This is a genomic window from Methylovulum miyakonense HT12, assembly GCF_000384075.1.
GTDB lineage: Bacteria > Pseudomonadota > Gammaproteobacteria > Methylococcales > Methylomonadaceae > Methylovulum > Methylovulum miyakonense.
This window is the reverse complement of sequence record NZ_KB913025.1, coordinates 1,178,580-1,199,735: the sequence shown is the minus strand read 5'-3', so window position 1 is coordinate 1,199,735 and position 21,156 is coordinate 1,178,580. Positions and strand designations below refer to the sequence as shown.

General features: G+C 51.1%; 27 protein-coding genes. 24 read left to right on the top strand and 3 right to left on the bottom strand.

Annotation, left to right across the window (positions count from 1 at the left end; genetic code table 11):
* Positions 1-5 precede the first annotated feature (5 nt).
* The 3 genes from rlmB to ccmB are packed head-to-tail and all read left to right on the top strand — an operon-like array spanning position 6 to position 2,043.
* Positions 6-746, top strand: a complete 741-nt coding sequence (gene rlmB / locus METMI_RS0106295) for a 23S rRNA (guanosine(2251)-2'-O)-methyltransferase RlmB (RefSeq protein WP_019865423.1) — start codon at positions 6-8, stop codon at positions 744-746.
* Positions 746-1,369 (top strand): cytochrome c biogenesis heme-transporting ATPase CcmA, encoded by a 624-nt coding sequence (gene ccmA / locus METMI_RS0106290; RefSeq protein ID WP_019865422.1) that lies wholly within the window; start codon positions 746-748, stop codon positions 1,367-1,369. The genes rlmB and ccmA overlap by 1 nt, the downstream gene beginning before the upstream one ends.
* Positions 1,369-2,043 carry a heme exporter protein CcmB gene (gene ccmB, locus METMI_RS0106285; protein ID WP_019865421.1) on the top strand — a complete coding sequence of 225 codons (675 nt, stop codon included), beginning with the start codon at positions 1,369-1,371 and terminating at the stop codon, positions 2,041-2,043. Before ccmA ends, ccmB begins: the two co-directional genes overlap by 1 nt.
* Before the next feature lie 51 nt (positions 2,044-2,094).
* Here the strand turns inward: ccmB and METMI_RS23275 are convergent, their stop codons facing one another.
* Entirely contained in the window at positions 2,095-2,844 is a 750-nt protein-coding gene (locus METMI_RS23275) for a hypothetical protein (protein WP_019865420.1), read from the bottom strand.
* 159 nt (positions 2,845-3,003) lie between these two features.
* Between METMI_RS23275 and METMI_RS0106275 the strand changes: the two genes are divergently transcribed.
* The 16 genes from METMI_RS0106275 (at position 3,004) to METMI_RS0106200 (ending at position 14,549) form a co-directional block, all read left to right on the top strand.
* Positions 3,004-3,897, top strand: coding sequence for a hypothetical protein (locus METMI_RS0106275; RefSeq protein ID WP_019865419.1), 894 nt, complete (start codon positions 3,004-3,006; stop codon positions 3,895-3,897).
* A gap of 253 nt (positions 3,898-4,150) precedes the next feature.
* Positions 4,151-4,915, top strand: coding sequence for a heme ABC transporter permease (locus METMI_RS0106270; protein ID WP_029151513.1), 765 nt, complete (start codon positions 4,151-4,153; stop codon positions 4,913-4,915).
* On the top strand, positions 4,912-5,076 hold the full coding sequence (ccmD, locus tag METMI_RS0106265) for a heme exporter protein CcmD (RefSeq protein WP_019865417.1): 165 nt from the start codon (positions 4,912-4,914) through the stop codon (positions 5,074-5,076). The genes METMI_RS0106270 and ccmD overlap by 4 nt, the downstream gene beginning before the upstream one ends.
* A complete protein-coding gene (gene ccmE, locus METMI_RS0106260) occupies positions 5,073-5,516 on the top strand; it encodes a cytochrome c maturation protein CcmE (protein WP_019865416.1) in 444 nt (147 codons plus the stop codon). Before ccmD ends, ccmE begins: the two co-directional genes overlap by 4 nt.
* A gap of 23 nt (positions 5,517-5,539) precedes the next feature.
* Positions 5,540-5,746: a type II toxin-antitoxin system HicB family antitoxin gene (locus METMI_RS0106255; RefSeq protein ID WP_019865415.1), complete on the top strand. Its 207-nt coding sequence runs from the start codon at positions 5,540-5,542 to the stop codon at positions 5,744-5,746.
* The gene (locus METMI_RS0106250; protein WP_019865414.1) at positions 5,743-5,955 is read left to right on the top strand and encodes a type II toxin-antitoxin system HicA family toxin; all 213 of its coding nucleotides are present in this window, start codon (positions 5,743-5,745) and stop codon (positions 5,953-5,955) included. Before METMI_RS0106255 ends, METMI_RS0106250 begins: the two co-directional genes overlap by 4 nt.
* 42 nt (positions 5,956-5,997) lie before the next feature.
* On the top strand, positions 5,998-7,944 hold the full coding sequence (locus METMI_RS0106245) for a heme lyase CcmF/NrfE family subunit (protein ID WP_019865413.1): 1,947 nt from the start codon (positions 5,998-6,000) through the stop codon (positions 7,942-7,944).
* Entirely contained in the window at positions 7,941-8,771 is an 831-nt protein-coding gene (locus METMI_RS0106240) for an NYN domain-containing protein (protein WP_232215185.1), read from the top strand. Before METMI_RS0106245 ends, METMI_RS0106240 begins: the two co-directional genes overlap by 4 nt.
* Positions 8,772-8,852: 81 nt before the next feature.
* The gene (locus tag METMI_RS0106235) at positions 8,853-9,386 is read left to right on the top strand and encodes a DsbE family thiol:disulfide interchange protein (RefSeq protein WP_029151512.1); all 534 of its coding nucleotides are present in this window, start codon (positions 8,853-8,855) and stop codon (positions 9,384-9,386) included.
* Entirely contained in the window at positions 9,383-9,895 is a 513-nt protein-coding gene (locus METMI_RS0106230) for a cytochrome c-type biogenesis protein (RefSeq protein WP_019865410.1), read from the top strand. Before METMI_RS0106235 ends, METMI_RS0106230 begins: the two co-directional genes overlap by 4 nt.
* Positions 9,892-11,133 carry a c-type cytochrome biogenesis protein CcmI gene (gene ccmI / locus METMI_RS0106225; protein ID WP_019865409.1) on the top strand — a complete coding sequence of 414 codons (1,242 nt, stop codon included), beginning with the start codon at positions 9,892-9,894 and terminating at the stop codon, positions 11,131-11,133. Before METMI_RS0106230 ends, ccmI begins: the two co-directional genes overlap by 4 nt.
* 2 nt (positions 11,134-11,135) lie before the next feature.
* Positions 11,136-11,348, top strand: coding sequence for a SlyX family protein (locus tag METMI_RS0106220; RefSeq protein ID WP_156829781.1), 213 nt, complete (start codon positions 11,136-11,138; stop codon positions 11,346-11,348).
* Between the two features lie 12 nt (positions 11,349-11,360).
* On the top strand, positions 11,361-12,296 hold the full coding sequence (locus METMI_RS0106215) for a YbgA family protein (RefSeq protein ID WP_019865407.1): 936 nt from the start codon (positions 11,361-11,363) through the stop codon (positions 12,294-12,296).
* Between the two features lie 142 nt (positions 12,297-12,438).
* Complete coding sequence (locus METMI_RS0106210; RefSeq protein ID WP_019865406.1) at positions 12,439-13,089, top strand: inorganic pyrophosphatase; 651 nt, start codon at positions 12,439-12,441, stop codon at positions 13,087-13,089.
* 179 nt (positions 13,090-13,268) lie between these two features.
* Positions 13,269-13,646: a Co2+/Mg2+ efflux protein ApaG gene (gene apaG, locus METMI_RS0106205; protein ID WP_019865405.1), complete on the top strand. Its 378-nt coding sequence runs from the start codon at positions 13,269-13,271 to the stop codon at positions 13,644-13,646.
* Between the two features lie 3 nt (positions 13,647-13,649).
* The gene (locus METMI_RS0106200; protein WP_019865404.1) at positions 13,650-14,549 is read left to right on the top strand and encodes a symmetrical bis(5'-nucleosyl)-tetraphosphatase; all 900 of its coding nucleotides are present in this window, start codon (positions 13,650-13,652) and stop codon (positions 14,547-14,549) included.
* A gap of 5 nt (positions 14,550-14,554) precedes the next feature.
* Here METMI_RS0106200 and METMI_RS0106195 read toward each other — a convergent pair whose 3' ends face one another.
* Together METMI_RS0106195 and hslO are read right to left on the bottom strand one after the other, a co-directional pair.
* Positions 14,555-15,319 carry a hypothetical protein gene (locus tag METMI_RS0106195; protein WP_019865403.1) on the bottom strand — a complete coding sequence of 255 codons (765 nt, stop codon included), beginning with the start codon at positions 15,317-15,319 and terminating at the stop codon, positions 14,555-14,557.
* 22 nt (positions 15,320-15,341) lie between these two features.
* Positions 15,342-16,211: an Hsp33 family molecular chaperone HslO gene (gene hslO / locus METMI_RS0106190; protein WP_019865402.1), complete on the bottom strand. Its 870-nt coding sequence runs from the start codon at positions 16,209-16,211 to the stop codon at positions 15,342-15,344.
* 86 nt (positions 16,212-16,297) lie between these two features.
* Here hslO and msrA point away from each other — a divergent pair, with 86 nt between their 5' ends.
* The 5 genes from msrA to hxlAB all read left to right on the top strand — a co-directional run bounded on the left by msrA (position 16,298) and on the right by hxlAB (position 20,961).
* Positions 16,298-16,930 carry a peptide-methionine (S)-S-oxide reductase MsrA gene (gene msrA, locus METMI_RS0106185; RefSeq protein ID WP_019865401.1) on the top strand — a complete coding sequence of 211 codons (633 nt, stop codon included), beginning with the start codon at positions 16,298-16,300 and terminating at the stop codon, positions 16,928-16,930.
* A gap of 573 nt (positions 16,931-17,503) precedes the next feature.
* Positions 17,504-18,493 carry a hydrolase gene (locus METMI_RS0106180; RefSeq protein ID WP_019865400.1) on the top strand — a complete coding sequence of 330 codons (990 nt, stop codon included), beginning with the start codon at positions 17,504-17,506 and terminating at the stop codon, positions 18,491-18,493.
* Between the two features lie 170 nt (positions 18,494-18,663).
* On the top strand, positions 18,664-19,497 hold the full coding sequence (gene thyA / locus METMI_RS0106175; protein ID WP_019865399.1) for a thymidylate synthase: 834 nt from the start codon (positions 18,664-18,666) through the stop codon (positions 19,495-19,497).
* Between the two features lie 3 nt (positions 19,498-19,500).
* Entirely contained in the window at positions 19,501-19,746 is a 246-nt protein-coding gene (locus METMI_RS0106170) for a hypothetical protein (RefSeq protein WP_019865398.1), read from the top strand.
* A gap of 39 nt (positions 19,747-19,785) precedes the next feature.
* Positions 19,786-20,961: a bifunctional 3-hexulose-6-phosphate synthase/6-phospho-3-hexuloisomerase gene (gene hxlAB, locus METMI_RS0106165; protein WP_019865397.1), complete on the top strand. Its 1,176-nt coding sequence runs from the start codon at positions 19,786-19,788 to the stop codon at positions 20,959-20,961.
* Positions 20,962-21,156: the final 195 nt, after the last annotated feature.

Genomic DNA, 21,156 nt, shown 5'->3' with positions numbered 1-21,156 from the left:
AGCTGATGAAATCCTCTAAACTCTACGGCCTACATTCGGTGCAGGCCGCACTCGATTATTCCCCTAAATCTATCAATAAAGCGTGGATAGACGCGCAACGCCAAGACAAACGGCTGGTGCAAGCGATCGGGGCCTTGCTCGATTTAGGTATAGAACCCGAAAAAACCGAACGCAAAAAACTCGACAAACTAGCCGAAGGCAACAACCATCAAGGCATTGTCATTGAAGTGGACATGCCCGCCGAGTTATCAGAGAGCGATTTGAAAACGGCGGTGCAAAGCTTGGGGGAAACCGCGCTGTTTTTGGTGCTGGACAATGTCCAAGACCCGCATAATCTGGGCGCGTGTTTGCGTACCGCCGACGCCACGGGCGTCCATGGCGTGATCATCACCAAAGACAATGCCACGGGCATCACCCCGACGGTATGTAAAGTGGCGAGCGGCGCGGCGGAAACCGTGCCAGTTTATCAGGTCACGAACTTGGCGCGGACGTTACGCTGGCTGAAAGACCAGGGCATTTGGGTGTTCGGGGCGGCGGGCGAAGCGGAACAAAGGGTTTATCAGGCCGATTTGACCTGGCCGCTGGCGTTGGTCGTCGGTGCCGAAGAAAAAGGCATGCGCCGCCTGACCCGCGAACAGTGTGACGTGTTGGTGAAGCTGCCGATGCTGGGGCAGGTGGATAGCCTGAATTTGTCGGTGGCGACTGGCGTGTTGCTGTATGAAGTTGTCCGGCAGAGAATGACGTGATGGGTGCGGCACGTCCTTTAGTGCTGGAAGGCCAGGGGTTGGGCTGCATCCGGGATGACCGCGTCTTGTTCAGCGGTTTGGATTTTAGCCTGCAAAACCAACAAGCCTTGCTGTTGGAAGGCCGTAATGGCAGTGGCAAAACATCATTATTGCGGATTTTATGTGGTTTCCGTGAGCCGGATGCGGGGGAAGTGCGCTGGTGCGGTGAACCGATAGCCGCCGGGACATATCGCGCCGATATGGCTTATATCGGGCATTTGGACGGCATCAAAAAAGAACTGACCGTATTGGAAAACCTGAAATTTTCTTTGGCCGTGGCGCAAGCGGGCGCGTGCAGCATCGGCGAAGCCTTGGCGCGGGTGCAATTGGCGGGTTTTGATGATGTGCTGGCGCAAGCCTTGTCGGCCGGGCAAAAACGCCGTTTGTCCTTGGCGCGTTTGCTGATGACACAAAACGCGCTGTGGATACTGGATGAGCCTTTCACCGCGCTGGACAGGCAAGGCATTGCTTTGACCGAACACTTGATGTCGGAACATTGTGACCAAGGCGGCATGATTGTGCTAACCTCGCACCATGAATTGAATATCCCTACCGTAGACGTGCAACGTATCCGTTTATCCTGATGTCTTTAACTGCCGCATTTTTTGCCATTATCCGCCGTGATTTAATTCTGGCCTTGCGCCGCCGTTCCGAAATTGCCAATCCGCTGTTCTTTTTTGTGTTGGTCATCACCCTGTTCCCGCTGGGTGTCGGGGCAAAGCCACATTTATTGCAAGCGATTGCCCCTGGCATTATCTGGGTGTCGGCTTTGCTGGCGGCGATGTTGTCGTTGGACAGTTTATTCCGTTCGGATTTTGACGACGGTTCGTTGGAGCAAATGCTGCTAAGCCCCCATCCCATCTCCATCCTAATCCTGGGCAAAGTGTCCGCACACTGGTTAGTGACGGGCTTGCCGTTATTGTTGGTTGCGCCGTTATTGGCGATTTTTTTGGGGATGCCCGGCCAGTCTTTAGGGGTCTTGCTGCTGACGCTGTTGTTGGGTACGCCGGTTTTGAGCCTGATCGGCGCGATTGGTGTCGCGCTGACCGTTGGCTTGCGGCGCGGCGGCATGATCTTGTCGCTGCTGGTGTTGCCGCTGTATGTGCCAGTGCTGATTTTTGCCAGCAATGCCGTGGAAATGGCGGCGGGCGGATTGCCTATCGCCCCGCAAATCAATATTTTGATCGCCATGTTGTTGATGGCGCTGGTGCTGGCCCCGTGGCCTACGGCGGCGGCGTTGAAAATGAGCATCAGTTGAGCGGAAGGCACCACCAACGGGGCTGGTGGTGCGTAAAGGGCTTGGAAACAATTACTGGGCGCAATATTGCCAAGTCGGTACCGCCCTATCTACGATGTAAGGCGTTGATGGCGATAGGATAAACTCGCTAGCCCCTTTTTCTAAAGCCCCGGCGGTTTTAGTGGCGTTTTTCCAGTCGTAGGTATAGCCCAAACCTGTCCAAGGCACTTGGGATGAAGTGCGGAAACTTTTGTAATAGGTGTTTTTGTAAAAAGCCGGGTAGTCCTTGATATTTTTCACTACGGGCGGGGTGCCGCCAAAATCAAGGTTACAACTGGTGTCGGTTGGTTCCGGATCAACGCAAGGACGGAACAGGTCGGACGGGCTGACCCATAATTCGACAAAGACATCGTATTGCCAATCTGGATTCAGCCCTAAGCGTTGTTTAAGGCGGTAATCAAGGGCGGCTTGGTCAGCGTCTGGATGCAAAGTCAAAAAATTGTGACAAAAATTATGTACTTTGGGGGCTAAAGTCACCCAAATCACAAAATCTTCATTGGAAGAGGTTTGGGTATAGGGCAGCAGGAAGTTTTGATAGGCGCTTTGTGATTTCCAAGTGACGACTTTTAACATTGTTTTGTCGGCATTCCAGACTAGCGTACGGTTGTTGGGCGAGACCGCATCAAGGGTGCTGACCAGTTCGTCGGGCGAGGCAATCCCTGCATCTTGGTTTGCCAAATTATATTTGGGCGGAGGGGTCGCCACCGCCGTGTGTGTCACTAGCAAACCAATCAGGACGGATAGCAATAATGGCTTTTTCATAAGTTAATCTCTGGATTAAGTGGAAGGGACTACGCTAAGAACCCGGCAGGGTTCGCCGTCTAGGGTAATAAAAAGGGATTGACAATGCTATGAACTATTACCACTTAACCCGTGTGCAGCTTTATCTACCTTGATAACATTGATCTGGAGCATAGTTTTATGGCATCACCGAAGTATCTGTCCATTTTTACACCCGCAAACAAACAGCAGCGGCAGGAAAATTTTGCCAATTACTGGGAATTTACCCAAAACCATGGTGGCGAGCTTTTCGAAGCGGAAAAGGATTTGGCAAAAAAACGCGCTAAGTTACAAGCCTTTAAAGACAATCCTGTTAGGTTGAGGACACCGCTGGCAAACCCCGATGCGTTTTACCGCAATTACATTGATATGAAGGATGACCCTAAGTCATTGGATCGCTTGACGTTGATGCTAACCAGCATGTATAAGTTTGCCCGCCACGAATGGGTCGGCATCAAGGGCGCGTGGGATGTGGTGCCGGATATGGCCCACTCGCACAGCATCGAAGATAAAATTAGCCGTGTGCATCTGGCGGAAGAATTCTGCCATTGGCGGCTGTTCGACGAAATGCTCCGCACTTGCGGTTTGGACAAGGTTGAATGGGTTCCGTTAAGCCCGCTTAAGGAATGGATTTACGAACAATTCCCTAAAGTGCCAGGCGCGTTCATGGATCCGCCCGCCTTTGTCACCGAACTGATGGGGGTGACGTATTATTTCCATCTACATGGTTTGTTTGACGACATTTTGGCGGACGAGCCGGAAGTCCGCCAACGTTTGCATGAACTGCTGGACGAAATCACCATTGACGAAATCGCCCATGTCGGCCAACGCCGCAATTTCATCGGCCCCATCGGTATGAAAGCCTCAAAAATGATGGTGCGGCCTTTGTATAAAATGTTCTTCGCCGACATCCCTGAAGTCGGGGTGCTGTTTGATGTCGAGCAAATGGTCAAAGATGGGGAAGCGTTTGATTTTAATGAAGTGCCTGAGTATATGGTTGAAAAAAGCTGGATCCCGTCTTATTGCAAAGCCTAAGCAAACCGATGGCATCCACGAAAGGTTCAACGTAAACTGTGGGTTTGCTTTGAACCTTTCGCAGTTTAGCGGGTAATACGTTTCCAGTGGCTATGTCTCCGTTAATTGTACAAAGCTTAAATGATGCGGCTTTGAGCGAAAGCCACAATCCTTAATTAAATAAGGCTTTGCGCCGAAAATAAAAACTTTTCAAATAACGGTGACATAGCCTTTCCAGTAGATTTCACGACTTATTTAAAAACACACTATTTTTATGTCCCTAATTCCTGATCCGGTAGGCCGGTTCTTTCATCGTATGGCATCGCCGCCGTATTTTTACGCTTTCACCGAAAAGCTCATGCCTTGGTTGACCGGTATTTTTTTAATCTTGCTGGCTGGCGGCTTGTATGGCGGCCTTTACCTTGCCCCCACCGACTACCAGCAAGGCGATAGTTACCGCATCATCTATATCCATGTGCCTAGCGCATGGATGTCCTTGTTCATTTATATGGTGATGGCGGCCGCCGGGGCAATCGGCTTGGTCTGGCGTATCAAACTCGCCGAAATCGTCGCCATCAGCAGCGCGTCAGTTGGCGCGAGTTTCACTTTTATCGCTTTGGTGACAGGCTCGCTGTGGGGCAAGCCGATGTGGGGGACCTGGTGGGTTTGGGATGCGCGCCTGACTTCGGAATTGATCCTGCTGTTTTTGTATCTGGGCGTGATCGGCCTGTACAACGCCATCGACGACAAACGCACCGCCTCCAAAGCCGTGGCGATTTTGGCTTTGGTCGGCGTGGTCAATATCCCGATCATCCATTACTCGGTCGAATGGTGGAACACCCTGCACCAAGGCCCGACCGTCACCAAAATGGACAAACCGTCCATCCACGTCAGCATGTTGGTGCCGTTATTGCTGATGGCGGCCGCGTTTAAGTTCTATTATGTCATCGCCATGCTGCAACGGGCGCGGTTGGAATTGCTGCAACGCGAACGCACCGCGAATTGGGTGAAAAAGATGGTTACGGAGCAAAGCCAATGAGCGCACAAGAATTTTTTGCCATGGGCGGTTACGCCTTTTATGTCTGGACTAGTTACGGGCTGTGCTTTGTTGTCCTGCTGGCAAATATCGTCTTGCCCATCATCCAGCGCAGACAATTTTTACGCCAACTCGCCTTAAAACAGAAACGCCAAAACTTATGAAGCCGATAAGAAGACAACGCTTAATCCTGATTATTTTGATGGTGCTGGGCATAGGCACTGCCGTCGGTTTCGCGCTGAAATCGTTTAACGAAAATCTGATGTATTTTTTCTCCACCACCGACGTGCTGGCAGGCAAAGCCCCCAAAGACACGCTGTTCCGCTTGGGCGGCATGGTCGTCAAAGGTTCGGTCGATCGTCCTGGTGATGGCTTGACTGTCCACTTTACGCTCACCGATTTCAGCAAGGAAGTGGCGGTGGAATACACCGGCATCCTGCCGGACTTGTTCCGCGAAGGCCAAGGCATTGTCGCTAACGGTAAATTGGATGGTCGCGGCGTGTTTGTCGCCGAGGAAGTGCTGGCGAAACATGATGAAAATTACATGCCGCCGGAGGTTAAGGCGAGTTTGAAAAAGCAGGTTGAAGGTAAGCAAGCGGACTAAACACCAAACTCACTGGAGGCGTGATGAATTTTCATATTGAATACGAACTCGAAACAGATGGGCGCTGGTTAGCGGAAGTGCCTGAAATTCCTGGTGTGCTAACTTACGGCATGACCGCAACCGAAGCGATGGCTAAAGCAGAGGTTTTGGCGCTTCGCGCCCTTGCCGAGCGGATTGAATCAGGCGAAAGCCAGCCTATGGCTATTAATATTGAACTTGTTGCCGCATGAGCCAATGGCCTTCGGTAAAAGCCAAACGGGTTCTTGCGGCATTATTGGCTATTGGTTGGGAAATCAAGCGTCAATCGGGTTCGCACCGTACCTTATCTCGTGATGGCTGGCCTAATTTTGTGTTCGCCTTTCATGATGGTGAAGAAATTGGGCCGCGTATGTTGGTTCGTATTGCCAAGCATACGGGCTTAACGCCAAATGATTTATAAAGACAAAGACGCAGGACCAGAAAAACTCAACGGAACCCTACCATGATCCCCGAATTAGGCCACTTTTCCCTCATCCTCGCCCTGTGCATGGCTTTCGTGCTGGGGACAATGCCGATTATCGGCGCGTTCCGCAATATTTCCGGCTGGATAGCCATAGCAAAACCCGCCGCCTTCGGGCAATTGTTGTTCATCGCCATCGCCTACGGCTGCCTCACTTACAGTAGCCTAGTCCACGATTTTTCCGTTGCCTATATCGCCCATAATTCCAACACCGCCTTGCCGACGCTATACCTGGTTTCCGGTGTCTGGGGGGCGCATGAAGGCTCGTTGCTGTTGTGGGCTTTAGTGTTGGCGTGTTGGACGGGCTTGGTGGCGCAGTTTAGCAAAACCATCCCCGAAACGACAGTGGCGCGGGTATTGGGCGTGATGGGTTTGGTCTCCATCGGCTTCTTGCTGTTTTTATTGCTCACCTCCAATCCGTTCGAACGGCTATTCCCCGCCCCGCCTGAAGGCCGCGATTTGAACCCCTTGCTGCAAGACCCCGGCCTCGCCATCCATCCGCCGATGTTGTACATGGGCTATGTCGGTTTTTCCGTAGCTTTTGCCTTTGCCATCGCCGCCTTGCTGGAAGGCCGTTTGGATGCGGCATGGGCACGCTGGTCGCGCCCGTGGACGAATATGGCGTGGATGTTTTTGACGTTGGGCATCGCGCTGGGCAGTTGGTGGGCGTATTACGAACTGGGTTGGGGCGGCTGGTGGTTTTGGGATCCGGTCGAAAATGCCTCGTTCATGCCTTGGCTGGTCGGTACGGCGTTGATGCACTCGCTGGCGGCGACCGAAAAACGCGGCGTGTTTAAAACCTGGACAGTGTTATTGGCGATTTTTGCCTTCTCACTGAGTTTGCTCGGCACCTTCCTCGTCCGTTCCGGTGTGTTGACTTCCGTCCACGCTTTCGCCAGTGACCCGACGCGCGGCTTGTTCGTGTTGGTGTTTTTAGCCATCGTCGTTGGCGGCTCGCTGTTGTTGTACGCCATCCGCGCTCCTTATGTCAAAAGCAGCGCGACGTTTGAACTGGTATCCAAAGAATCGGCGATTTTGCTGAACAACGTCCTGCTGGTTGTCACTGCGTCCAGCATTTTGTTAGGCACACTGTACCCGCTGGTTATCGACGCGCTGGGCTTGGGTAAAATCTCCGTAGGCCCGCCGTATTTCAATGCCGTGTTCATCCCGTTGATGGCTCCCTTGTCGGTTGTGGTGGGTTTGGGCGTGTTGATGCGCTGGAAAAAAGACAGCTTGGCGGCCTTGGGTCTTCGTTTGCGTTGGATTATCAGCGGCTGTGCCGCAGGTGGTCTAGCCATCCCTGTGCTGATGCCGTTTTATTCTTGGGGCGCGGTGTTAGGTTTGACGCTAGCTTTATGGACTGTAGCCATCGCTGTACTGGCATTTATTGACCGCGTGGGCAGCCAGGGTTTTTCCATGCAACGTTTGGCAAGCATTCCATCTGGTTTTTATGGCATGACTATCGCCCATCTAGGTATTGCCGTTTTTGTCACGGGCATTACCTTAACCTCCGTGTACAGTGTCGAAAAAGACGTGCGCATGGCCCCTAACGAAAAACTGGACATGTCCGGTTATATTTTTGAATTCCACGGCGTGAAAGAAACCCAAGGCGTCAATTACGTCGCCCAACAAGCCTTCCTGACCGTCAGCCACGACGGCAAACAAGTCGCGCAATTGGAACCGCAAAAGCGCGTCTACCAAGTGCAAACCATGCCGATGACCGAAGCGGCGATTGATGCCGGATTGTTCCGGGATTTATTCGTGGCCATCGGTGAACCGCTAGGCGATGAAGGCGCGTGGAGCCTCAGGATTTATTACAAATCCTTCATCCGCTGGATTTGGCTGGGCGCGGTGTTTATGGCGGTGGGCGGACTGTGCGCGGCTTGTGACCGGCGGTATCGGCTTGCCAAAATACCTACAGGTGGATGATGAACATCAATGAAAACAAAAGGTTTGCCTTATTGATTGACGCCGACAACGCCCAGGCAAAAGCGATAGATGCGATATTGACCGAAGCCGCCAGATACGGGGATGTCACTTCCCGGCGTTGTTATGGCGATTGGACAAACACACGGCTGGGCAGTTGGAAAACCGTGCTGAATAAACATGCCATCCAGCCCATGCAGCAATTTGCCTACACCTCAGGTAAAAACGCCACCGATTCGGCCTTAATCATTGATGCGATGGATTTGCTGTATACCAGTAAATTTGACGGATTTTTCCTGGTTTCCAGCGACAGCGATTTTACTAAATTAGCGACCCGTATCCGGGAAGCCGGGCTTGAAGTGATTGGCATTGGCAGGCGCTTAACGCCCGAGGCTTTTCGGGCGGCGTGTAATAAATTTATTTTTACCGAAACCATCATGGATGAGAACCCCGCTGATGATGCCAAGAAACCAGCCAAGCCCATTGCAACCAACGCCACCGTATCAAAAAAAGCAGATAACGCGGTTGTTTCCACTAGCCAAACTGATAAGAACATCCAATCCACCAAGATTGCGAACCCATCCAAAGACGCCATCTTAAAGAAATTGCTTAAAGAAGCGATAGAGTCCGCCTCTGAAGAAGACGGCTGGGCGAATCTAGGTGGGGTAGGCTCCTATATCCCGCGTGTGGACAGTTCATTTGACCCTAGAAATTACGGCTTTGACAAATTGGGCAAATTGATCCGGTCGCTTGATTACATCGAGGTGCAACAAAAAAACATTGAAAGCGGGTCGAATATTTATATCCGCTATAAAGATACCAATGGGTGAAAATATTTGAGATGGCAAAACTCCAACTGATTTAGCCGACGATTATGACCATTATTTGTACGACATCAAAAAATAACCGCAATGCTTAAATACCTCCTCCCCCTAATCCTTTTCATCGTCATGGCAATCTTCCTTGCCATCGGCCTGGGCCTAAAACCCAACGAAATCCCCTCGCCCTTGCTGAACAAACCCGCGCCCGCTTTTGCCGCGCCCAAGTTGCAAGCCCCAAACGAAAAGCTGGCGGCCGCCGACCTGAAAGGCCAGGTCTGGCTGTTCAATGTCTGGGCTTCGTGGTGCGTGTCCTGCCGTGAGGAGCATCCGGTGCTGAACCAATTGGCGCGGCAACAAGCGGTGGTGATTATCGGCTTGAATTACAAAGACGACCCTGCCGCCGCGAAAAATTGGCTGGATACTTTGGGCAACCCCTACAATGTCAGCATTATGGATCAGGACGGGCGTATCGGTTTGGATTGGGGTGTTTATGGTGTGCCGGAAACCTTTGTGATGGATAAAAAAGGTATTGTGCGTTACAAACACACGGGGCCGGTGATGCCGGATGATGTCCAAACCATTTTCCTGCCCTTGATCGCCCAACTACAAGCGGAGGCTCCATGAAACCCGGCATCCTGATGTTATTACTGCTATTATCGCCATTTGCCGCCCAAGCCATAGATTCGCGGCAGTTTGCCAATCCTGAACAGCAGGAAGCTTATGAGACCTTGACTTCGGAATTGCGTTGCTTGGTCTGCCAAAACCAAACCATCGCCGATTCCAACGCAGAACTGGCGGCGGATTTGCGCAGGCAAGTCCAAGAAATGCTGGAGCAAGGCAAGTCGCGCGAGGAGATCGTGCAATTTATGACCGACCGTTACGGGGATTTTGTGTTGTACAAACCGCCGTTTAAATTAAAAACGGGCTTGCTCTGGTTGGGGCCGATAGTGTTTTTGTTGCTGGGTTTGGTGGCGGTATTTTTTGTCATCCGCCAGCGCCAGCCCCGTTCCCAACAGGGCTTTGGCATACCCACCCTCCCTGGCGATAAAGAAGTGGCGGCCGTAACGGAAAACGGGCAAGCCGAAAAATTGGCGAAAATCCGCCGTTTGTTAGATGAAGGGGATGTTTCTTGACTACGCTATTTTGGCTGCTGGTTGGCCTATTGATTTTAATCGCTTTGGCTTTTGTGTTGCCGCCATTATGGCGGCAACGTCCGGTAGCCGCCGCTGACATGGACAAACGCAATATCGCCATTGCCAAAATGCGGCTGGCGGAACTGCAGGAACAATTGCAATCCGGCGCCTTGACCCAAGCCCAATACCAAGAACAACGCACCGAGCTGGAATTGGCCTTGGGCGATGATTTGGATATTGCCGGAACGGACGCCGTATCGGCGCAAGGCCGCTGGATGGCCTATGTGTTAGTAGTCGCCCTGCCGCTGTTGGCAGCGGGTTTGTATGCGGGGCTGGGCACTTATCAGGCGATTGAACCGACCTCTGAAATGTTGGGTACGGCCCAACCTGCCCAACCGAACATCGAAGATATTAAAAAAATGGTCGCCAAACTCGCCGAGCGCATGAAAACGAACCCTACCGATGCCGAAGGTTGGATGATGTTGGGCAAGTCTTATAAATACCTGAAACAATTCCCCAAGGCTGCCGATGCGCTGGCGAAGGCTTATGCCTTATTGGGGGATCAGCCGGAGATTATGTTGCAATATGCCGATGCGTTGGCGTTTGCCAATGACGAGCAAATGGCGGGCAAGCCAGCGGAACTGGTGTATAGGGTATTGGAACGTGAACCGGACAACATTACCGCCTTATGGTACGCCGGCATGGCGAAAGCGCAGGCTGGTGAAGCCGCAGAAGGCGTCAAATTATGGCGCAAGTTGTTGGCCTTATTGCCGCCTGAATCACAGGCACAACAGGAAGTGAAGCGTTTATTAAGCCAATTGGAAGCGTCACTGCCTAATGGCGTTGCGGGCGGCGCGGCGACCGAAACAGGGTCTGCCGCCCAAACGCCTGCCGTCGCATTGGAAGTGCAGGTCAGCCTTGCCCCTGAGCTTAAAGCTTCGGTTGCTCCGGCCGATACCGTGTTCATTTACGCGCAAGCGTTATCCGGGTCAAAAATGCCGTTGGCGATAGTCCGTAAGCAAGCTTCGGATTTGCCGTTGGCCGTGACCTTGACCGATGCCCAGGCCATGATGCCGAAGATGACATTATCGGCTTTCCCTAAGGTGAAATTATTGGCGCGGGTGTCCAAATCCGGCAATGCCATGTCCCAAGTCGGGGATTTGATCGGCGCGGTGGAACCGGTGGCGACATCCGGCAAAAGTAGCCATACCATTGTCATCAATTCCCAGGTCAAATGACGATGGAAGAACGTATTATCGAGTTGGAAATCAAAGCCGCGTATCAGGAAGATTTGCTACAGGCTTTGAATAATATCGTCAGCCAGCAACAGCAACAGATTGACCGTTTGGAAATGACTTGTACATTGCTTAATGAGCGCATCAAAAGTGTTTCCAATCAGCGGCAAGAGGGTGAAAACACCAGCAATGCCCATGAAATCCCGCCGCATTATTAAACCGTGAAAGCAATGAAAAAAATCCCTATCGGTATCAGCAGTTGTCTGTTAGGCCATCCTGTCCGTTTTGATAGCGGCCATAAACGCGACTCTTATATCGTCGGTACGTTAGGTGAATTTTTCGAGTTTTATCCGTTTTGCCCTGAAGTGGCGATTGGCTTGGGCGTGCCGCGCCCGACACTCCATTTGGTCAAGGCCAATGGCGAGATCCGCTGTGTCGGTGTTAAGGATGCGGGCCATGATGTCACTGGCGATTTGCGGGCTTACGCCACGCGGGAGCAACCCGCATTTGCGGAGTTATGCGGTTATATCTTAAAAAAGGATTCACCCAGCTGCGGCATGGAGCGCGTGAAAGTGTACGCCACCGGACAACCGAACCGCGAAGGGGCAGGGATTTATGCGGCAGAGATGATGCGCAACAATCCCCTGCTGCCCGTGGAAGAAGAAGGCCGTTTGGGTGATGCAGGTTTACGCGAGAATTTCATCCAGCGCGTGTATGTTTTTTACCGCTGGAAACAATTGCTGGCGGAAGGCCTGACCGCCAATGGCCTGATGACGTTTCATGCCCGCCATAAACTGATCATCATGAGCCACGCGGATTACCGCGAATTGGGGCAGTTGTTGGCGGGTATGACCAAAGACAATGTTGCCGAAATGGCCGGAAGTTATATCCGGCAATTGATGGCGATACTGAAAATCGTCGTCAATCGCGGCAATCACGTCAATGTCTTGCAGCACATCCAAGGGTATTTGAAGAAGGAGTTGTCCGCCGATGACAAAGCCGAATTATGTGAAATTATTGAACGCTACCGCGACGGTGAAGTCCCGTTGATAGTGCCATTGACCTTGCTCAAGCACCATTTCCGTAAATCACCTGACACTTATATTGAAAACTCTTACTATATGTCACCTTATCCGCAGGAATTGAGCCTGGTTAACCAGTTGTGACGTTTATTTAAAACCAAATGATTATTGTGAGACATATCACAAAATATTCACTGGATATTCTTCTACGTCGGCCCATGGCCCTTCGGCAGGATACATTCCCTCCCATTATTACCCTCCTTTTAGCAAAAAACCTTTCAATATTATGAACATACAAAACAAAGCCCATCCTTGGCATGGCATCAGTTCGGGCGACAACCCGCCGATCATTGTGACCGCGTTTATCGAGATTGTCCCCTCTGATACCGTCAAGTATGAAATTGACAAAATCAGCGGTTACCTGAAAATTGACCGCCCGCAAAAATTTTCCAATACGGTGCCGACGCTTTACGGCTTTATTCCGCAAACCTATTGCGCGGAACAAGTTGCCGAATTTGCAGAATTAAAATCAGGTAAGGCAGTGGCTAAAGGGGACGGCGATCCTCTGGATATTTGTGTCCTCAGCGAACGCACGGTCACACACGGCAATATCATTTTGCAGGCGATCCCCATCGGTGGGTTCCGTTTATTGGATAAAGGCGAAGCGGACGACAAGATCATCGCCGTTATGAAAGGCGATGAATTTTACCGGCAATGGAATGATGTTTCGGATTGCCCGGAGTCATACATCAACCGCCTGAAACATTATTTTTTGACGTATAAAAATTTGCCAGGTGAACACAGCACCTGTGAAATCACCAACGTCTACGGGCGTGAAGAAGCGCACGAAGTGATCAGGCGGTCCATGCAGGATTACCAAAACCACTATGGCACCAGCCCTTGGGTCAAAAGGCGTTCCACCGATAGCGTGATCTGATGGCCACCCACAGGAAGTGACGTTTTGTCGGGCCACATTGTCGTTGGCCCCGGCATTGTACCGCCCCACATTCCCGCCAAACTGTAAATTCCATTGCGGTTTAACAGCACTTGCGTTTCCTGCCAAGTTAAGATGAAATAGCCAGGATATTCCTTGTCCCTGATTTTGTTAATCCTGCAATGAACGAAAAACATAAAATAGTTGTTGAAGCAACACCGCACTACATAGCGGCCCAATCCGCGCCGCAGCAGCATCGCTATGTTTTTGCCTATACCATCACTATTTCCAACCAAGGCACGGAATCCGCCAAGTTGATAAGCCGGCATTGGCTGATCACCGATGCCAATGGCAAAGTCCAAGAGGTCAGGGGGGAAGGTGTGATTGGCGAGCAACCTTATCTGAAGCCAGGGGAAACCTTCCAGTACACCAGCGGTGCGATGTTGGATACCCCGGTCGGCACGATGCATGGCGAATATACGATGCGCTCCGATGATGGCGGCGAGTTCGATGCGCCTATCCCCAAATTTACTTTATCTATCCCCAGGACACTGCACTGACAAATGGCCATTTATGCTATTGGCGATGTCCAAGGCTGTTTTGATGATCTATTAAAACTCTTGGATTTGATCGCATTCGATAAAACAAAGGATCAATTATGGTTTGCCGGGGATTTGGTCAACCGCGGCCCCAAGTCTTTAGAAACCTTGCGTTTTGTCAAAGGCTTGGGTGATGCGGCGGTCACTGTTCTGGGCAACCACGACATGCATTTGCTGGCGGCTTCTTGCACCCAAAAAATAGCCAACAAAAAAGACGCGCTGACGCCGATATTGGAAGCGCCTGATTGCGGGGAATTGATAGACTGGTTAAGGCATCGGCCGCTGTTCCATTACAACAAAGATTTCTGCATGGTGCATGCCGGGTTGCCACCGCAATGGGATTTTAAAAAAACCCAAAAGATGGCGTTGCTGGCTGAACAGACCTTAAAAAGCCCTGATTACGCCCAATTTTTGAAACAAATGTATGGCAATAAACCGAATATTTGGTCAGCCAACTTAAAAGGCATGTCACGCTTGCGCTTTATCATCAATTGCTTTACGCGGATGCGCTATTGCGATGAGGACGGCCGCTTGGATTTTACCAACAGCGGCCCGATGGGCTCGCAACCTAAAGGCTTGATGCCTTGGTTCCAAGTCCCGAACCGGAAAAGCGCGGGTTTACGGATTATCTGCGGGCACTGGTCGACCCTGGGATATTATGAAGGCGACAACTGTTATGCCATCGACACCGGTTGCCTCTGGGGAGGGCAACTGACCGCGATCAAGCTCGGTTCTCCGGTTGAGCGTTTCAGCATTGATTGCCCGGGTGAAAAAAAGCCCAATAAATTACGCACCATGAAACGGCCTGCACCTGCTTATGCCAGTGAGCCGCCGCTCACGTCAATAGCCGCTCCAGTGAATTAAGTTGTTCATTTTGATGCGCTAAGGAATTTGCGGTAATCAATAGAAATTTTAAGCCCGGCGAAATTGCCCGCCATGATAATCAAGTCCTGGTTCTTTTTGTCGAAACTCAATTTCACTTCATTTAAGGCATGGTCTTCGTAACCTTTTTCAATATGGTGCGTGTCGAGCAGGAATCGGTAGATATACACTTCCTGTTCGGGTTCGTCCTGGATTGACAGCGGTTCGCCGAGTTTCGCCAACACGGCTGATTTTTTCGGCAACTCCGCATTGATCTTGCCAACCAAATCCGCATTGGCTTTAAGCGTCTGTTTCTCTTTGTCAATGTCGGCGCCTGCGATTGAGCGTAAAGAAACTTCCAAAAATTCCGGCGGGGCGATTTGCAAAAATAACGATGAAAACGACCATGCGGTGAGTTTCTTTTCCGCATTAAACGCCATATCTGAATAAAACTTGATTTCCGGTTGGATCAGCATGTTGTCCTTATCAACTTTGCGGAACCAATACCGCCAACGCCTGCCGTTTTCAACGCGGTCATCTTCGCTGGGATAAAGCTTGGCCAGCGAAATAAAATCTTCGCTGTACATTTTAGGTTCTTTAAATTGTAGGGTGAATTCATCGGCGGCCACCACTTTAAAATAATGGTCGAATTCACCCATTTGCAAATAGGTCTGGTAAGCATGCACCCAATACATGCACCCCGTTAGGGAAGCCGCCAGAATTAATAATCCGATGACACGGAACGGTCGTTTAATTTTGTTGGCAGGCATCATAACGGTGGCTCATAAAGGGAAGTTAATGGCGGGTTTCTGAAGTGGTGCCCCAGCCATCCTGGCTCAGGATGCTTTCCACATCGACTTTGTCAAACAAATAATGCGCCCCGCAAAACTCGCAGATCACTTCAATCTGATGTTGCTCCCGGAGAATATCTTCCAGCTCTGGCCTGCCCATGGCGCGTAATGTACGCCCTATGCGTGGGCGCGAACAGGCGCATTGGAAGGCGATCGGTTCGGGATCGAATAAGCGGACTTTTTCTTCATTGAACAAACGGTGCAAGACTTGTTCGCAATCCAGCTCCAATAGTTCCTTACGGGTGATGGTGTTTGCCAACATTTCGATACGTTCCCAGTCAGCCTGGAAATGTTTTTGTGCGGGCAATTCCTGCAACAATAATCCGGCGGCATGGTGTTGGTCGGCAAATAACCACAAACGGGTTTTGAGCTGTTCCGATTGCAGAAAATAGGTTTCCAGTGCGTTTGCCAGATTTTCGCCTTCCAAGGGCACAATGCCTTGGTAAGGGTCGCTATCCCCCATTTCTATTGTCAGCACTAGACGGCCTTGGCCAAACAGCGTGGTCAGGGAGCCTCCATCAACATCCTTATGGCTGCGCACCAAGCCACGGATTTTCCGGTCATGGGTCGCTTGGGCCACCAAGGTTTTGATATTGCCATCACCTTGTGCCTGCAAAATCATTGACCCGCTAAACTTGACGGTGGCGGACAACATTGTCACTGCCGCCAACGCTTGCCCCAAAAGTTCCTGGACAAAGTGCGTGCCCTGCTGGTGCTGGCGGGCGGCTTGCCAGCTGGCGCCCAATTTAATCCATTCCCCGCGTACGCCCAGTTCTTCAAATAAAAAACGGTGTAAAATATCTTGCTTGATCATGTCGGTCTCATAAAAGGTTCAACCTTTATTATAATGCAAATTCCTGATAATCTTGGGATAAACCACAGCCACCCTATGGGGTTCTTATGATTTTCTCCAACAAAAAACAGAGCTTGCCAGATTCTGGCGAAGCCTTGCCGGGCCGGGATACCCCCATGCCCATTTATAACCGGCATTTTGTCACTGGCAATCCGATTGCCCCGCCCTTTCCCGCGCATTTGCAACAGGCCGTTTTCGGCATGGGCTGTTTTTGGGGGGCGGAACGGAAATTCTGGCAACACCCTAATATTTTCAGTACGGCGGTCGGTTATATGGGCGGTTACACGCCGAACCCGACGTATAATGAGCTATGTACCGGGCTTACGGGACATAATGAAGTGGTCAAAGTCATTTACGACCCTGCAAAAACGCTTTATCTGGATTTGTTGAAGCTGTTCTGGGAGTCCCACAACCCCACCCAAGGGATGCGCCAAGGCAATGACATCGGCACCCAATACCGTTCAGGCATTTATGCTTATACGGAAGAACAATTGGACTTGGCGTTAGCCTCCAAAGACCGTTATCAGGCGCAGTTGAGCCGTGCAGGTTTGGGATTGGTCACCACCGAAATCATGCTCGCCAGCGAATTTTATTATGCCGAAGATTACCACCAACAATATCTTGCCAAAGACCCGCAAGGCTATTGTGGCTTGGGCGGATTAGGGGTTTTGTGTGAGTAAATGCAAAAACGGCGGGCAAAAAAAAAGGCGGTCCGCAAAAACCGCCTTAAGAGTATTAGGAAGGATATAACGCAACTTTCAGCCAATTAAGCTCTAAGAGCTTTAAAAGTTAGGTTAATAATATCAACAGATAGTGCAAATAAAAATGTGACATATTGTCGCAGGTTGTTAATTAGGGCTGTTAGGATGGCGGATTTGGGTGAAACAGTGCCTGTTCTGCGAAACTAAGCCCGTGGCGGCGGCCGGGCTTATACCAATAACTTGGTCGGGCGCTCAGTCTCGGTACTGAATTTGGCCACAAACACCGTGGTCGCCCGCGGTATTGAATCGACCCCGTTGCCTTTATTGGGCAGTTTCGGGCATAACCTGTTAATTGGATGGGGTTCCTCCCTTCCCGCTACCTGTCATCGGTTTTGGGTAGTACTTGGATAGGAACTGTTTCTGAAAACTTACCTCAATGTGGACCGGATCCGCTTCGTGGCCTAACGGCCTCGGCAACCCTTGCCGGAAAATAGGGGTCGCGGGTGGACAGCTGTTTTGTAAACACGGCCCTTTTTAGCCTACTATTTGACCATGCTGATTAAAACTTCTTTCAAACCCGCTTGGTGGTTGCGTAACGGCCATTTGCAAACCTTATACCCCGCCCTATTACGCCGAAAAACGGCTGTGCCGCAATTATGGCGTGAACGTTTGGCGACACCCGATGGTGACTTTTTGGATATTGACCATTGCGGTACGGGCACCGGGCCGTTGGTGATTTTATTGCATGGCTTAACGGGCAGCTCTGATTCAGGTTACATCAAAGGCCTACAAATGGTTTTTTTGCGTCAAGGGTGGCGTAGCGTGGCGCTGAATTTTCGCGGTTGTAGCGGAGAACCGAACAACAAGGCGCGTTGTTACCATTCGGGCGAAACTGAAGACATTCAGTTTGTGTATGAAACTTTACGGCAACGCGAACCTAATACACCGTTTGCGGCCATCGGTTTTTCCTTGGGTGGCAATGTCCTGTTGAAATGGCTGGGCGAACAAGGCGGGCGTTTAGCCTTGTCGGCGGCGGTCGCGGTGTCGGTGCCCTTGCTGTTAAACCTGTGCGCCAGCAAATTGGACAAGGGCTTTTCCAAGCTTTACCGCGCCAATTTACTGGATGGGCTAAAAACCTATATGCGCCTGAAACTAGCGCATCTGGAGCGTAACGGGCATCACGCCGAAGCTGAAAAAATCAGGCAGTTAGGCGATTGCTCAAAAATTAGCTCGTTCTGGCAATACGATGACGTTGTCGTTGCCGGGCTGCATGGTTTTAAGGATGTCCACGATTATTACCAACGTTCCAGCTCGCGGCAATTCCTGCAACACATCAAAGTCCCGACTTTGGTGATCCAGGCCGACGATGACCCGTTCATGACCCCGGCGGTGCTGCCCGCTGTAGACGAATTGTCCGGCCACGTCCGGCTGGAAATCACCCGTGGGGGAGGGCATGTCGGGTTTGTCGCCCAGCAGGGGTTGTTTAAGCCGCGTTACTGGTTGGAACAGCGTATCCCGGCGTTTTTGGGCCAGTATTTGTGATTGTGGCATTGTGTGGTCAGCGAGTTCCGCATGGCAAATGGCGTTGCCCGTTGACGCACGGTTTCCTTGCTCCCTGTGTGGCGGGGAATTGCGCTTCTGCGTTGAATCAACGTATGCTGTGCGCAGTTTTGCCAACAGACAGTAAGCTTGATACGGGATAGAAAAATCACATGCAACAGTACCTCGAATTGCTCGACAAAATCCTGGCCGAAGGCCATCAAAAAGGCGACAGGACCGGGACCGGGACCTTGTCCATCTTTGGTCATCAGCTGCGTTTTAATTTGGGGGAGGGCTTCCCTTTGGTGACGACCAAAAAAATCCATTTAAAATCAGTTATCCATGAATTATTGTGGTTCCTAAAAGGCGATACCAATATCGCCTATTTGCAGGGGCATAAGGTCTCGATTTGGGATGAATGGGCTGATAGGCGGGGGGATTTGGGGCCGGTGTATGGCAAGCAATGGCGTTCCTGGCCTACGCCTTCGGGCGAGTCCATCGACCAGATCAGCCAGGTGATGGCGCAGCTTAAAGCCACGCCCAACAGCCGCCGTATGATTGTTTCCGCCTGGAATGTGGCGGAGTTGCCGGATGAACGCGTCAGCCCACAAGAAAACGTCGCGCAGGGCAAAATGGCCCTAGCCCCTTGCCATGCTTTTTTCCAGTTTTATGTCGCGGATGGCAAGTTGTCGTGCCAGCTTTACCAACGGAGCTGCGACACGTTTTTAGGGTTGCCATTTAATATCGCCAGTTACGCACTATTGACGCACATGGTGGCGCAACAGGCTGATTTGCAGGTTGGCGAATTGGTCTGGACTGGCGGTGACGTGCATTTGTACCTGAACCATTTGGAACAGGCTAAATTACAGCTGGCCCGCACACCCTTCAGGATGCCGGAATTAATGCTGAAACGCCGGCCCGAATCCCTGTTTGCCTATGGCTATGACGATTTTGAAATACGCGGTTACCAATCCCACGAGCCCATTAAGGCGGCAATTTCGGTATAGCGGGTGCACGAATTTAAATTTGGGGAAGTTTGCCAGCGCGTGGAAAAACGCTGGATACGGCACAAACTCAGGAAAATTGACATCTACACAGTCCTGTTTTACAGTTCGCCCACTTTAAAACGCATGCTGTTTAAACGCCATACCCATGAAAGCCGATGCTTTGGCCGTGGTTGGTTTATAAAACCGTCAGACATGGCGTTTTATTTTTTGACCGTCCTGAACTTCGCGCCCTTAGTGGTTCTATATTGACGTGGCTATATAATTATAATTAAAAGAGGAGTAACACTCATGGCTAGACCCTTAATACAACTGGCATTGGATTCGCTGGATTTTGACCAAACCCTCAGCCTTGCCGAGCAGACGGCGCCGTATATCGACATTTTCGAAATTGGCACCCCCTGCATCAAGCATAACGGCGTGGAATTGCTGAAAGCCCTACGTGCCAAATTTCCTGACAAACTGATTTTGGTGGACTTAAAAACCATGGACGCGGGCGAATATGAAGCCACGCCGTTTTATGCCGCCGGAGCCGACATTTGTACCGTTTTGGGCGTATCCGGCATGGCGACCATCGCCGGGGTCATCAACGCGGCCAAAGCCCACCGTGCCGAAGCACAAATCGACCTGATCAACGTCCCGGACAAACTCGCCTGTGCCAAAGCCGCCGCAGAATTGGGCGCAAACATCATCGGTGTCCATACCGGATTGGATGCGCAAGCGGCCGGACAAACGCCGTTTGAAGACCTGCAAGCCATTGCCAGCTTAGGCCTGAAAGTGAGGGTTTCCGTCGCCGGTGGCATCAAACAATCCACCGTCAAACAAGTGGTGGAAGCGGGCGCGGACATTATCGTCGTTGGTGCGGCAATTTACGGTGCGGCCTCACCCGCCGAAGCGGCGAAGCAAATCCGCGACATCGCCGATGGCAAATCCACCCATCAACAAATGGTCATCAATAAAATTGGTTCAGTGCTTAGCGCGACTGACCAGGCCAACGCCGTAAGATTGACCCGCATTTTGGACAAAGCCAAGCGCATTTTCTTATCTGGCGCGGGTCGCTCTGGCTTAATCGCCAAATTCTTCGCGATGCGCCTGATGCATAGCGGCTACACCGTCAGCGTGGTCGGCGAAATCGTCACGCCCAGCATCAAGCGTGGCGACTTGCTGATCATCATCTCCGGTTCCGGCGAAACCGAGCAATTGATCGCCTTCACCAAACGCGCCGTTGAACTTCGCGCCGATATTTTGTTGATCACCACCAAAGCCAGTTCAACCATTGGCGATATGGCGGATGACGTGTTCCAAATCGGTGTCCCTGAGCAATACGCTAAAGTCCAAGGGATGCCGATGGGTACGGTGTTTGAACTGTCCACTTTGTTCTTCTTGGAATCCTATATTTCGCAACTGATCCACGAAAAAGGTATCGCCGAAGAAGAAATGCGTTACCGGCATGCAAACCTTGAATAAATAGTGTCAGTCTATTTTTCAATGGCTTAGCAAAGCCAATGATGAAGGGCGCAAAGTTTATGGGCCGATAAACCCGTAAACTTTGTGCCCTTCGTCGTTTTTAAGCTATCTGCACAACCAAGATTGATTTTCCCTAAACTGCCAAATAACTCATGATAACGCTTGAGCTTTGGGTGAAAGTTATTTAGTATTGAC